The organism is Paenibacillus sp. Y301 (assembly GCF_059445505.1).
Genome location: NZ_JCAIUL010000004.1, coordinates 214,807 through 228,459, shown reverse-complemented (window position 1 = coordinate 228,459; position 13,653 = coordinate 214,807). Strand labels below are relative to the sequence as shown.

Annotated in this window: 10 protein-coding genes and 1 pseudogene; 4 read left to right on the top strand and 7 right to left on the bottom strand. The window is 41.4% G+C overall.

The annotated features are described in order from the left end of the window. The first annotated feature begins 63 nt into the window (after nt 1–63). Nucleotides 64–782: pseudogene (locus AC1D69_RS09520) on the top strand (GTP pyrophosphokinase). Nucleotides 783–1,137: 355 nt separating this feature from the next. Here the strand turns inward: AC1D69_RS09520 and AC1D69_RS09515 are convergent. The 3 genes from AC1D69_RS09515 to AC1D69_RS09505 all read right to left on the bottom strand — a co-directional run bounded on the left by AC1D69_RS09515 (nt 1,138) and on the right by AC1D69_RS09505 (nt 5,937). After that, entirely contained in the window at nt 1,138–1,989 is an 852-nt protein-coding gene (locus tag AC1D69_RS09515) for a M15 family metallopeptidase (RefSeq protein ID WP_495455904.1), read from the bottom strand. Nucleotides 1,990–2,064: 75 nt separating this feature from the next. Beyond that, nucleotides 2,065–2,787, bottom strand: a complete 723-nt coding sequence (locus AC1D69_RS09510) for a hypothetical protein (RefSeq protein WP_495455903.1) — start codon at nt 2,785–2,787, stop codon at nt 2,065–2,067. Nucleotides 2,788–2,847: 60 nt separating this feature from the next. Further along, entirely contained in the window at nt 2,848–5,937 is a 3,090-nt protein-coding gene (locus AC1D69_RS09505; protein WP_495455902.1) for a DEAD/DEAH box helicase, read from the bottom strand. A gap of 518 nt (nt 5,938–6,455) precedes the next feature. Here AC1D69_RS09505 and AC1D69_RS09500 point away from each other — a divergent pair. Then, nucleotides 6,456–7,214, top strand: a complete 759-nt coding sequence (locus AC1D69_RS09500) for a TspO-related membrane protein (RefSeq protein ID WP_495455901.1) — start codon at nt 6,456–6,458, stop codon at nt 7,212–7,214. Between the two features lie 334 nt (nt 7,215–7,548). On the opposite strand, the gene AC1D69_RS09495 is transcribed toward AC1D69_RS09500, so the two are convergent. From AC1D69_RS09495 to AC1D69_RS09480, 4 genes are all read right to left on the bottom strand, one after another. After that, nucleotides 7,549–7,929 (bottom strand): RidA family protein, encoded by a 381-nt coding sequence (locus tag AC1D69_RS09495; protein ID WP_495455900.1) that lies wholly within the window; start codon nt 7,927–7,929, stop codon nt 7,549–7,551. Between the two features lie 56 nt (nt 7,930–7,985). Next, nucleotides 7,986–8,654, bottom strand: coding sequence for an NAD(P)H-binding protein (locus AC1D69_RS09490; RefSeq protein ID WP_495455899.1), 669 nt, complete (start codon nt 8,652–8,654; stop codon nt 7,986–7,988). A 127-nt stretch (nt 8,655–8,781) separates the two neighbouring features. Further along, nucleotides 8,782–10,086 (bottom strand): MFS transporter, encoded by a 1,305-nt coding sequence (locus AC1D69_RS09485; RefSeq protein WP_495456065.1) that lies wholly within the window; start codon nt 10,084–10,086, stop codon nt 8,782–8,784. A 31-nt stretch (nt 10,087–10,117) separates the two neighbouring features. Beyond that, a complete protein-coding gene (locus AC1D69_RS09480; RefSeq protein WP_495455898.1) occupies nt 10,118–11,518 on the bottom strand; it encodes a sensor histidine kinase in 1,401 nt (466 codons plus the stop codon). 230 nt (nt 11,519–11,748) lie between these two features. On the opposite strand from AC1D69_RS09480, the gene AC1D69_RS09475 reads away from it, so the two are divergent. Both AC1D69_RS09475 and AC1D69_RS09470 read left to right on the top strand, forming a co-directional pair. Continuing rightward, nucleotides 11,749–12,402, top strand: coding sequence for a phosphatase PAP2 family protein (locus AC1D69_RS09475; RefSeq protein WP_495455897.1), 654 nt, complete (start codon nt 11,749–11,751; stop codon nt 12,400–12,402). A gap of 302 nt (nt 12,403–12,704) precedes the next feature. Continuing rightward, nucleotides 12,705–13,607, top strand: a complete 903-nt coding sequence (locus tag AC1D69_RS09470; RefSeq protein WP_495455896.1) for an FMN-binding protein — start codon at nt 12,705–12,707, stop codon at nt 13,605–13,607. Nucleotides 13,608–13,653: the final 46 nt, after the last annotated feature.

The following is a 13,653-nucleotide window of genomic DNA, read 5'->3' as shown; positions in this document are numbered from 1 at the left end:
ATCACCATATTTTGAAGTATAGGAGAAGACCTATTGAAAGAACATGAAGGTAGTCAACTTGTGATGCGTCAGATCCATCTACAGGATATTGAAACAAGGGAATTAGACAACGAACTATTCCTCCAACTCGATGAATGGAACAAACTTCCTACGTTATATCAACTGGCTCTAGAAGAGCTACAGAATAAGATTAAGGTCATCAAGACAGAGCTGAAACAACTAGATGGTTACAGTCCTATTGAACATATTAAAGTGCGAATTAAAGAACCTAAGAGTATTCTTGAGAAAATGAAACGTAAGGGCTGTGACCTCACAGTTGATAATATGCTTAACTTAATCCATGACATTGCTGGTATGAGAATTGTATGCGCCTTCGTCAAAGATATTTATCTCCTTCTGGAGCACTTCAAACAACGTAGTGACATTCGTGTTCTAGAGGTCAAGGATTATATAGAACATCCGAAACCTAATGGTTATCAGAGTCTTCATATCATTCTAGCCGTGCCTCTCGTCCTATTAGAAGGAACCCGTTGGATGAAAGTAGAGATTCAGATGCGCACCTTGGCCATGGATTTCTGGGCAAGCATGGAACATATCTTATATTCTATAAGTATGACAAACAGGTACCTGAGCAGGTACACGTCGAGTTGAAAGAAGCTTCTGAAGCTGCCTATGCACTAGATCAGAAGATGCTTAGAATCCAGCAAGAGATTCTGTCAGATAAGAACAATCGGAGGTCCAAAGATATCATTCCTGTAGATAAACATTCTGACTTAACCTAACACGCATTATCTGTAAATAGTAGCAGCCATAAGTCATGAAAATGGCTAGGGGGCACCCCATTTTTCTGAGAGAACGCTCCGCGAACGGATCATTTCTCCAATCGCTGTGGTCTCCAAATTTCTGAATTGAAACGACTCAGCGGTTGAAATTCGGAGACCAAGGCGACCGCTACGCTTTTACGAAATGATTCCGTCCACTGCGCTAATTTATGTGGACCAAAGACGCCAAATAGCAGGTCAAGGACTACTACCTGCTATCTTTGTGTATCAGTATTTTTTTTAACAGTCGGCAACCTTATCAAAAGATTAATCTCTTTTGGGACAACCCCTTATTGAATATATGAATGGCTATTACTTAAAGTTTAATAAATGCATCATCGAAGTATTCTTCGATCGTTAATTCACTAGCGGCTAAATCAGGAGCTATATCTGTACCTACATATCGAATATGCCATGGTTCATATGCATAGCCTGTTTTCGCTTCATCACCTTCAGGATACCGGATCACGAATCCATACTCCGGAGCATGTTCTGCTAACCATTTGCCTTCTGAGGAGTCGCCAAAGTTCTCTTCTAACCCATTGCCAACACTTGGACTCGACACATCAATAGAAAGACCCGTCTGATGTTCGCTATTTCCAGGAATGGAAACAAGACGAGAGGCTTCTTCCTCTCCACTCTTACGAACCTTAGTATCATAAATAACCTTTTGTCGAGCATAAGAACGGTATCCCGATACAGCACGTAACTCAACACCCTCTGAATCTGCTCCAGCAAACAATTTCTCTAAAGCCTCAGCAGCTTCTTTACGCATAAATCGCTTCTCATTTGGTTCGTCAAAAGAGAAGGTAACATTCGGCTCTACCAAATCCTTCGGTTCATATCCTTCAGGCAGGGCCCGTTGTTTGTTCACGATAACCGTCATAGCTTCCGGATTCGTTACGACAGATTTCCCATCTGCCTCTTGAATCGTTGCCTGAAGCGAACTCTCACTTCGTAAGGCCATAACCGGGTCAGAGACTTGTCCCTCTGTAACTTCCTTTGAATCTCCCTGACCAGCCGGAGAAGCCTGGAGTGCTTGTCCTTCTTGTTGGGCGGATCCTCCTGTATCGGATTCGCATCCCGTTAGAAGTAGAATACCTGAAAGTATGAGCACCGGACCCAAAACGCGTATTCGACGTCTCTTTCTCCATGTCTGTATTTTCATTGATGATTCTCCTTTGATATCTTCTTGTCCTGTATATCATACATCACATGAACTTAATTCACACGTACTCTATTGTTATTTCTCCATTTGGCGACGGTGTTTTTCAGCTATGTCTGATGTCTTTTTCAAGATCATTCGAAGTGCCTTTTGGACGCCAGGAGACCCTGGCAACACGGAATTCCAGTCATCTGGATGAAGCTCAGAATCCTCAGGTGGGTTTAGATTTAACGTCACATCACGAAAGAGAGGACCCGGCTCATGCATGCGCCCTTGCTCAGCAGCCTCTGCTAACCATTCTCCTGGAGAAGGCCCACTCTTCCCCTTTTCCTCCATGAGGGATGCCTCCACTGCAGCAGTTTCCTTCGCATCCTGGAACGTTAACGATGACCAAGCACCAAACACACTAGACAGTAGCTCCTGACGTGGTAACCCCATTAAGCATAATCTCATGATTGGGTCCGTTAACAACTGTTGCCCAGCGTATTCACGCATGAACAATCCCTCTTCGCAGTTAGTTACACCACAAGTACAAGTCGTATCCTTCATCAATGTATCTGCTATTGAAGGCAGTATTCCGTTAAGCCATGAAGGAGTAATCCCTTTTATAAGATCATATAGATCATTAGGAGAATGCTGTAATTCAGCAAAGATCTCCTCTCGAATGAGGGGTGAACACAACGCTGTCGATATGTTCACCTCATGTGTGCTAGCTCCCTCTGATTCATCTTGTGCGTTAGCGATTGTCCCTTTCAACAAGCCTGGACGGGCATCTAGTACGACCTCTGCTATATCTGTCAAACCTATCCCCTCCTGCCGTTAATCACATTGTAGAGTAACTCTTCTTTAACTTGATCAGAGTTACATCCAGTCCTCACCCTGTAGAGCAATGAGATCCTTCAGATCTGAATCTGACATCTCTGTTAACCATGTCTCACCTGAACCTACCACTTGTTCAGAAAGAGCCTTCTTATTCTCAATAAGTTCATCAATCCGTTCTTCCAAAGTCCCCTGACAGATCAGCTTATGAACTTGCACATTCTTATGTTGTCCAATACGGAATACACGGTCTGTCGCTTGATTCTCTACCGCGGGATTCCACCAACGGTCATAATGAAGCACGTGGTTGGCGCGTGTCAGGTTAAGCCCTACGCCCCCTGCCTTCAACGAAAGCACGAAGAACGCAGGTCCTTCATCCTCTTGGAAAGCACGGACCATCTCATCTCGTTCTTGTTTCGGTACACCTCCGTGAAGAAATGAAGGTGCCTTACCATATCTTGCTGCTAGACGAGAAACAAGCAATTGTCCCATGGCGACATATTGAGTGAAGATTAGCGCAGATTCACCAATCTCTTCGATACTATCAAGCAACTCGAGTAGACGCTCCATTTTACCGGAAGCCTCCTGTTTGGTTACCCGACTCTCCTCTCTACCGAGAAGTTGTGGATGATCGCAGATTTGTTTCAACTTCGTAAGCGAAGATAACACTAAGCCTTTTCTAGCTATTCCTGTCTGCTGCTCAATCTGCACCAACATTTGATCAACGACCGCTTGATACATCGCTCCCTGAACATCTGTTAACGTACAGTAAGATTTAAGTTCAATCTTCTCAGGTAGATCCTTCGCAATATCCGGATCACTCTTGAGACGACGCAACATAAATGGTGCAACCAGTTTATGAAGTTCCTGTAAGTGTCCCTGCTCATCATCCCCCGTGTACCGATGCCGGAAGGACGACGATGTTCCTAGATAGCCAGGGTTTAAGAACTGAAAGATAGACCACAATTCACCCAATCGATTCTCCACAGGTGTACCCGTCATCGCAATCCGATGAGGAGCTGCCAATTTCATCACACTTTGAGCCTGCTTCGTCCGATAATTCTTAATGTACTGCGCTTCATCCAATACAATAGTTGACCACGATACCCGTGCCAAATCGCCGCCGTCTCTGCCGCATAAATGATATGTTGTCAGAATAACATCATGTTCTCCAGCCTCCCGAAGGAATTCATCTCCATGAAGCCGTCGATTTCCATGATGAATATAGATAGACAAATCCGGTGCGAAACGTTGTAACTCCCGCTGCCAGTTCCCAAGTAATGATGTAGGACAAACAATCAATACGGGATGCGTATGCTCAGCTATACGTTCTAGAAGGCAAGTAATGACCTGAACAGTCTTTCCTAATCCCATATCATCCGCTAGACATACTCCGAACCCTAGATCTCTCATCGCTGCTAGCCATTGGTATCCGCGCTCCTGATAAGGCCGTAAGACACCATGTAGTGACTCGGGTATGGGACGAACAGGTACACGGCGTGAACTGTTACTTTCTAGAAGAGAAGATAACATCCCCACTGTTTCCATACCCATGACGTTAAGACCCTTCCACATCCGATCATCGCCATCTTCAGCTGTGAGGTGCATCCAATCGGATATTTCCATCTGGCCTTTCTCATGTTTCTTAATATATCGCATAACTTGACGAATTTCTTTCAGATCCACTTCAATCCATTCGCCACGGAATTCTGCATAAGGAACATCAGACTCAGCTAATCTAGCCATTTCCTCAAGGGTAAGCGTTATTCCACCTAATGCAGCCTCTACTTCAAAAGAGACTAAATGCTCCATTCCTAATGAAACAGGAAGCCCTTCTCTGCTCTCCATCTCAGGCTGTACCATTTTGAGAGATAATCCTACACGACGACGTTCCCGGCTCCAACGTGAGGGTAGCTGAACAGTAACCCCTGCTGCAGTTAGTAACGGAACAGATTCCCGAACGAACACAAACAATTGTTCTGGCGTAAGTTCCATTCCGATTGGCGCTTGAACATGCAAGGCATTACGAATTTCGTCAGACACCAACGCGGCATCCCCAAGGGCCATGAGTAGTTGTTCCTGAACAGCTTCGTAATGTCTCCCACGAACTTCTAGATCTTTCTCTTTTCTACCCCAAATAAAACTTGAAGGTAGCCAAGTCCCGTAATCATCTTGAATCTCTGCCCAAAAGGAGACATACCATCGTTGCTCTTCCACAATACTTCTAGGCTCCATCCGTAATCCTAAATTTAGACGCCCCGTCTGTCGAGATTGCTCTTCTTCATTTCCGATCGCAGGAATGGAGGTTCCTCCAATTTTTGCAACAGTACTCGTTAATTCTTCGATTTCATCAGGTGATCCCTGCACGGATATATCGCGACTTACCGTCAATAATCCATCCCACCATAATTCAGACAGCGGTGAATGGCCTCTGCGGTAATTAGCCATATATCTTGTAAGTTTAGCTTCTAATCCTTGTACCACATCTTTAACCTCAATATGAATGATGGCACTAAGGAAGGAATGCAACACAGCAGCACCAGCTTCTTCTTTGGTTTCCGATCCCCCGAAAGCAGGCACACCAAATGCAAGTGGTGGCATCGAAGCAGCGAGTTGTAAGAAGATCTCTGCATCATGTTTATCCTTAAATTTAGGTTTCCATCGGGCCGTCACGACCTGTTCACCCGTCCGTCTGCGTGTGCCTGTTGTAACGAGTGGGGCTGTACCAGGGGCAATCCGACCATGAAGTATCAGATCCAGTGCGAACCGGGCTACTTTCACCCAGTAGCCCATTTCTGCGCCTGGTTGTATTCCCTGTGCCAAACAAGTTTCATCATCCCATGCAAGAAGCATAAAGAATGCATCCCGTGGAGAAAGAGCAAGACCCTCTAAAGTCCTACCCATTAACTGACGTCTTTCTCCCCGTTTATTGCTTGCTTTGGGGTTCGAATTCGAAGAAGGGTATCGGAGTTCTGCTAGGCGAAGTATTGCATTCGCAAATGGACGCGCTCCACCCTTCCATTCAAACTGTTTAACTACACGGCTCCAAGCATCTACTCTAGGTTCAGATACCTCACCGGAAAAACAAAAAAACACATCGCCTAGCCATACGCCATATAGCGGTTGATTCATCGTTGTCTCCTGTCGTTTCACTGCTCACATATTTTAATTACATCTTATACGAAAAAGGGAATATTTAAAAACTACTTCAAATCAGAACTAAGCAAATTATTCCCTTTTTCTTAAGATCTAATTACAATAATGCTACTTTTTATAAAAGAAATTCGTACGAGTTAAACTGACACTTACTTAGCGTTTTAAAAGTGTAAAAAAAAACACCCAAGTTTACTATCACAAAGGTGGATTTGTGGACTTTAGGTTCAAAACTGGAAATTAGCTATTTCAATTATGATTGTAATATAACCCCATTTACCACTGTTTATCATACCATACGCAAAGAAGCATTAACAACCGAACTTCGTTTCCTGCAGAAAATCTGTAACAAATGTTCCTCTATTTCATCTGTAAATATATATTTATATAATTTAGACAAGTTGAGTCTTATTATCCCTATTTAGGGTATATCTTAGAAGTAAGCAACGATACTACATATAACAATCCGTTGTTTATTAACAAGGAGGTTTATATTTATGCTCAAAAGAAATCCTTATAAGTGGTGGAACCTGATTGCATTTCTTGCCATGATTGTAATCAATGTTCTAGCTAACACCTCACTGCTGGGGGGCAAAACAACTGGCGAAATCTCAGATATGTATCCAACTTATATAACACCTGCTGGATACGCCTTTGCCATCTGGTCCGTCATTTATATCCTTTTAGCAGGATTCATTTATTATCAGTTCAGAAAAAATAATGAAAGCCGGGATTCGGTAAGGACCGTTGGTATATGGTTCATCATCAGTTGCATTCTTAATATCGTGTGGATTCTATTATGGCAGTATCTCTATATTGAACTATCCGTGATAGTCATGATACTCCTATTAATGACCCTTGGTGTCATATATCAACGCACACGGGGTATAGCTCATCCTACAAAAGGTGAATTCTGGTTCATTAAGTTGCCCTTCAGCCTATATTTAGGATGGATCAGTGTTGCAACGATATTAAATATTGCAATTTCTCTCACGAAACATAATTGGGGAGGATTCGGTCTAGACGATGTGACCTGGGCCATTATCATGTTATGTGTTGGAGGCATAATTGCTATACTCGTAAGCTATCCCTACCGTGACAGTGCTTTTCCTTTGGTCTTTGTATGGGCATATATCGCTATCGCGGTGAAACAACAAGATGTCGAATCAGTATTCCTCGCTGCATGTATTCTTGCTGGCATCCTGTTCTTGTATGCGATCTGGTTGTTCTTTATACGTAATCGGGATCGTGATTAGGGAAGATCGGGTTGTGCGATTACACCGCTGTTGGGAAGATCGGGTTGTGCGATTACACCGCTGTTGACATCGTATTCTCTTAATTAGACTAAAGTGGTTAGAATACGATCTCAAAGGCGGCCGCTCCGCTTTCCATCCCACAACCCTCTCTTCTTGCACGAGAACAACATCAACAGAACAACACCAACGGAACAACATCAACATCAAGGAACAACATCAACAGATATATTTGGCCGTTTCACTTGGCCATCATTAAATGCACAAAAAAAAGGCTGAATTACGCGGGAACACCAGCGTAATTCAGCTTTTTTAAACTACAGATACTATTTCAATACTATTTCTTTAATACTACTGCTTCGATCTCAACCAATGCATCTTTAGGAAGACGCGCAACCTCAACAGCACTACGTGCAGGGAACGGTTGTGAGAAGAATGAGCTATACACTTCGTTCATCGCAACAAAGTCATTCATATCTTTAAGGAAGACCGTTGTCTTCACGACTTGGTCCATTTCTGCTCCTGCAGCTTCTAGAATAGCCTTCAGGTTCTGAAGTGATTGACGTGTCTGTCCCTCAATACCCTGTCCAAATTCTCCAGTCGCTGGGTTAAGACCTAGTTGTCCTGATGTAAAAATAAATCCACCTGCTTCGATTGCTTGGCTATAAGGCCCGATTGCTCCTGGAGCAGATTCCGTTGAAATGGCTTGTTTACTCATAGTTGCATCCCCTCTCAATGTCGTTTATTTGTTAAGTGAAGATTACTTGATAATCTTTATTGTATCAGCCCAACTGTATAAATAACATCATTCGGATAAATATGTACTCCGGTCGGACCCGTTATCGCAATCCTCACCATCGCGTTTGCCACCACTTCTGCAGGTATTGCCCGATATTTAGCCGCTTTACCCCGGAAAAGAAAATCAAACGTTGTCATGAAGAATGCACCTACTCCTTCGCCCAACCTTTTCTCATCACGATTCCCTAGTAGCAAAGAGGGACGAAAAAAGTGAACCCCTGTCATTCCTACTGCCGATATAGCATTCTCTACTTCACCTTTGGTTCGGTTATAGAATACCCGAGATAAAGAGTCAGCCCCCATCGCAGTCACACACATAAATTGGTGAGCCCCTGCTGCATGTGCTAGTTCCGCTGCAACAAGTGGATATTCAAAATCCACCTTTCGAAATTGTTCTTGAGATCCAGCTTTCTTGATTGTTGTTCCCAAACAACAAAATACATCTCGCACATCCGTGAACAACTCCGGGCGTTGATCCAAGTGGTCCCAATCCACCACAACCTCCATCAGCTTGGGATGCTGTATACCTAGAGACTTTCGAACAAGTACCTTGACTACATCATATTCCTTTCGCTTTAACAATTCCTTAACTACAAATCCTCCGACTAATCCAGTGGCACCTAGTACCACGGCTTGAGCTCCCATGGGATCCTCCTTAAAGTTATTGCATTGTAAGGACTGCTTGTGATACTTCGCAATAACTAGCATCGTAAGCATAACCCTTAAAGTTATTAGAGCGCCGCATCTTGGGATACTTCGATAATAACTAGCTTCATAGTCTACTCGCTTTGTTTCCCTCTTTGAGAATTCGACGTCCGAATGTTAACGCTACAATTAGCATAGCAAAACCAACAACGGTCTGGAAGCCGTAATGCTGAACCCAGTCTGGGAAGCCTTCCATCATGTTATAGATTTGACCACCAAACACAGGTCCAAGGAAAGAAGTTACGCCCGTTATTGCAGCATACATAGCTATGAACATAGGTCGTTCGCCTTTCGGCGTATCTCCAATCGTGAAGTTAAATACTAATTGATTGAACCCACCAACGCCTACCCCTAGCAGAATATGTGAGATAATCAGCACGAGAAGCATAGGAAGAAAGGATAGAGATCCCCATACTAAACAGGATAGTGCAATAATCGGTAGTGTCCAGAATAGGAGTGTCTTATTGCTAAATCTAGCATTCAGGTTACCCCAAATATAGAAACTAACCATCATAGAGACCGTCTGGACGACAGTTAACAAGGATACGATCTGATAGCTTATATGTAATAAATCTAGCATAACGTAGGAAAATAGAGGCACCACTAGTGTCTGAAGAAATAACCAGATCGCTAGGAAAATAGTAGACTTCATAAATGGCCCATCACGGAGTGGTTTTCTCATCATAGGCAACATCCGATTCTCCGTTGAACGTTCAAAAGGGACATCCGGATAAAAAATGAACATCACAATATTAGATATAGCAAAAATCCATACCAATATGAATAAGATTAGAAATCCCGTACTTTCCGGGTTACTATCCAATATTTTTCCGCCAACAAACAACATAATACTTCCCAAAGCATTTAAAAATGTATTACGAATCCCAAAATATCTGCCCCTGATGCCCGCGGGTACGATATCACTGATCAATGATGCCCATAATACCCCCACTACGGTATTCGCCATAAATGCTGAGGTGTACAGAATAATAAAGACGGGGACCCACCATTCTTTATCGAATATAAAGGGAATAAGTCCTGTAGAACTCCAGAGTATCCTATGAAGTGTGACGAATATAACCAGTGTCCACTTTCGACTCTGTAATTTCTGAATCATGAATGCAATAAATAGTTGTGCAACGTTCACTAACGTCGTGATGGCAATTACGAATCCCACTACTCTCGAGTTAGCACCTAAGTACAATAAATATCCCGTGAGAAAGGGGCCTCCAAGTAATGTTTGAAAAATAGTAGAAGGTATTCCTTCTCCTGTTGCAATAAACAAATGTTTGCGTTGAAGCGAAGGTTTCCGCTTTCTCTTAGAAGCAGTAGGTATCGTGATGCACTCCTTTGCAAATCTCTCTTTTTTCATCATTCTACACTCAAGTAATAATCTGTCAATCTTATTTAAGAGGCAAAAATAATGAAAAGGTACTACCCTTCCCTTCTATGCTCTCCACGGTTAGGAATCCCCCTAATAAATAGGCTAAATTACGGCTAATAGACAACCCAAGTCCAGTTCCACCGTATTTGCGACTTATGGTACCATCTGCTTGTTGAAAAGCATCAAATATCACCTGGTGTTTATCTTGTGCAATACCAATCCCCGTATCCGTAACGGAGAACACCATCCATCCTAACTCACTACCCTGCTCAAGTTGTACCTGCTTATGAAGCTGGAGCGTAACAGCCCCTTCACGAGTGAATTTGAAAGCATTGGTTAACAAATTCAACAAGATTTGCTGTACTCGCTGTGGATCACAATAAATCGTCTCTGGTAAATTGTCACCCATTAAGATTTCAAATTGGATATTCTGCTTCTCTGCAATGACATCAAATTGCATCTGAAATAATTCTGGAATTTCACTTACATTCATATCTTCATTCGATATTTCAAGTTGTCCAGCTTCCACTTTAGACATGTCTAAAATATCATTTATTAACCTTAATAGATCATGCCCCGATTTATAAATAATGTTGCCATACATCGCTGTTTCATCCACTGTTCTGGACTCATCCTTTTCGCTAACCATCTCTGCAAGGTTAATAATGCTATTCAGGGGTGTACGTAGCTCATGCGACATGTTCGCGAGAAATTCCGTTTTATACTGTGATGAACGCAATAGCTCTTCTGCTCTATATTTCAGGATGATTTGAGCTTTACGTAACTCTTCAGCTTGATTAGACAATAATACGTTTGAATGTTTGACCTTAATCATACGCAATTGCTCTTGATAGAAATCAAGTAGGATAAGACCAAAGATCAAGCTAATTACAATACCTAATGACATCGTGATCGGAAGAATTTCTAGAATATACACGTTAAACGGAATGACTCCAAATATGGCGATATTAATTCCGTTCACTATATTAATAACGACAATTGCAATTAGACCTCTTTTTATCAAGCTAAACTGTTGTCTATTCATCCAAATGTACAATCCTGCCGCCACAATACCCAAGATAGTTAAATTCACAAATCCCGCAGTTGCTGCTTCGTTAACACCTAATGTATATCTGGAGAGTCCTATTCCCAAACCGATAACAATCAGAGAAAAGGGTTCTCTACACGACACAATCGCTACTACTAATGGTAAGAAACGAAGATCCATAATAACCGTATCCGATACATGGTACCCAAAAAACATGGTAAGCCATCCACAAAAAATCACCAACAGAACATAACTAACATTTTTGGTTAGTGCCGATGTGAAATTCAACAAGTATTTATATACCAGATTTGCTAGATAGGCAACTGTAATTAAAATTGATGTATTGATAAGAAATTGCTTTAGGTAATCCATTTACTCACTCCTATGATGTCACTCACAAAAAAAACCAACAAAATCATCATACCATTAATATCTTATATTGTTATTTAATCCAAATTGTATCATTAGGTTCCTATCATTATACTTCGTTTGTTTACAACGATTTATAGTAGTATAATAACTTTTCTTGTTATGCTTGTGTTGTATATGTTTTGATTAAAATTGTATTATTATCATTATTAACTAATAAAGGGGTTATTGACGTGTTATCTCGGTTAAATAAATCATATTTAGGATCTCTTAGTCTTCTTCTTTCACTCGGGATTATGGGTCTATTCTATAATGTTCTAAATGCATTCACGCACGATTCTTTCGTTCTTTCCTCACCTATCGATAATTTGATTCCACTAGTACCTGCAATGAGTCTACCTTACTTGGGATGGTATCCTTATATTTTTCTAACGATGGCCATTTTGTGTTGGAAAGATCGTCAACTTTATTTCAGAACACTTCTATCAATGAATATTAGTGTTACCATATGCTATTTGATATATTACTTTTTCCAAACAACGGTACCTCGTCCTATGGTCATGGGAGACGGCTTGGATATTCAAATGTTGCAGTGGATCTATGGACACGATGAACCGTTCAACTGCTTTCCGAGTATACACTCCTTGTACTCTTTTCTCGTAATGAGAGCTTCTTGGAATTCAAAAAAATTAAGACTCCGCACAAAGATCATTTTTTCTGTATGCTCTTTAACCATCATCTTGGCAACTTTTATGATAAAGCAACATGTCATTTATGACGCAATCGCTGCTATTTTCTTAGGAGAAGCCGTCTTCATTCTAATTACTTCTAGCTTAAAGGTCCGCAAAAAGGCTCGTACCAAATGGAATGAGCGGTATAGCGATTAAAATTCCCTTATATTTTTATGTTTTTTTCCCTCTTTCTCCCTCAAATCGACAGATATTGATAAAAAGAGACCGTTGAGGGAAAAAAAACATTTAAAATTAGTAATATATTTTGAATTATGTGATTTTTTTCACATATATTGAGACATTAATCATGGTAACATTTTCTTGTAAGTGAGGATTAACGCAATATCTCCTTATATTTTTCCAATATGGTGAGTTTCTCAGATAGCGAAGTGTGCTCTATTGTCACAATAGTTCACATTTTAATATATAAAATTCAATTATTACGGGGGTTAATACGAATGAAAAAGAAATGGTCTATCCTATTGTGCAGTTTGATGATGGTTGGTGTACTGGCAGCATGTGGGAACAACAATAATGAAGCAGCAACACCTGCTACTACTGAGCCAGCTACTTCTACAGAAGCTGTTACACCAGCGACAACAGAGACACAAGGTCAATATAAAGATGGAGCTTATTATGCAGAAGGAGAATTCGATGCTGAGAGCGGATGGAAGCCTTACATCGTTCTTACTGTGAAAGAAGGAAAAATCGCTACTGCAGATTGGAACTTCGTTAGTTCTAAAGGCGGACCAGATAAGAAAGCACTAGATAAAGCTGGTAAATACGGTATGAAGGCCAATGGTAAAGCTCAAGCCGAATGGTATGAACAAGCAGCTCTTGCTGAACAATTCTTAATTGAGAAACAAGATCCTACTGCAATTACTTTGGATGCTGAAGGTAAAACGGATGCCATCTCTGGGGTATCTATTCACGTTAGCGACATGACTACTTTAGCTAAAAAAGCATTAGATGCTGGTCCTGCTGAACCTGGAGCATACAAAGATGGATCCTATCATGCTGAAGCAGATGCATTCGAAGCTGATTCAGGTTGGAAGAGTACCGTTGATCTTACTGTTGCTAACGGAAAAATCATGTACGCATTCTTCAGTGGTGTAAATGAAGCAGGAGAAGATAAACAAACGAACTCTATAGAAGGAAAATATGGTATGAAAGCCAATGGTGGTTCGGTTGCTGAATGGCACGAAGAAGCTCAAGCTGCAGAAGCTTTCTTGATTGAGAAACAAGATCCAGCTGCAATTACTATGAATGCAGAAGGTAAAACAGATGCTATCTCTGGCGTAACCATTCACGTATCTGACTTTGTTACATTGTCCCAAAAAGCTCTTGAAGGTGCTAAATAATCTTTCTTATAAACACTAGAGAATTATAGGTACTATTAAGCGCTGG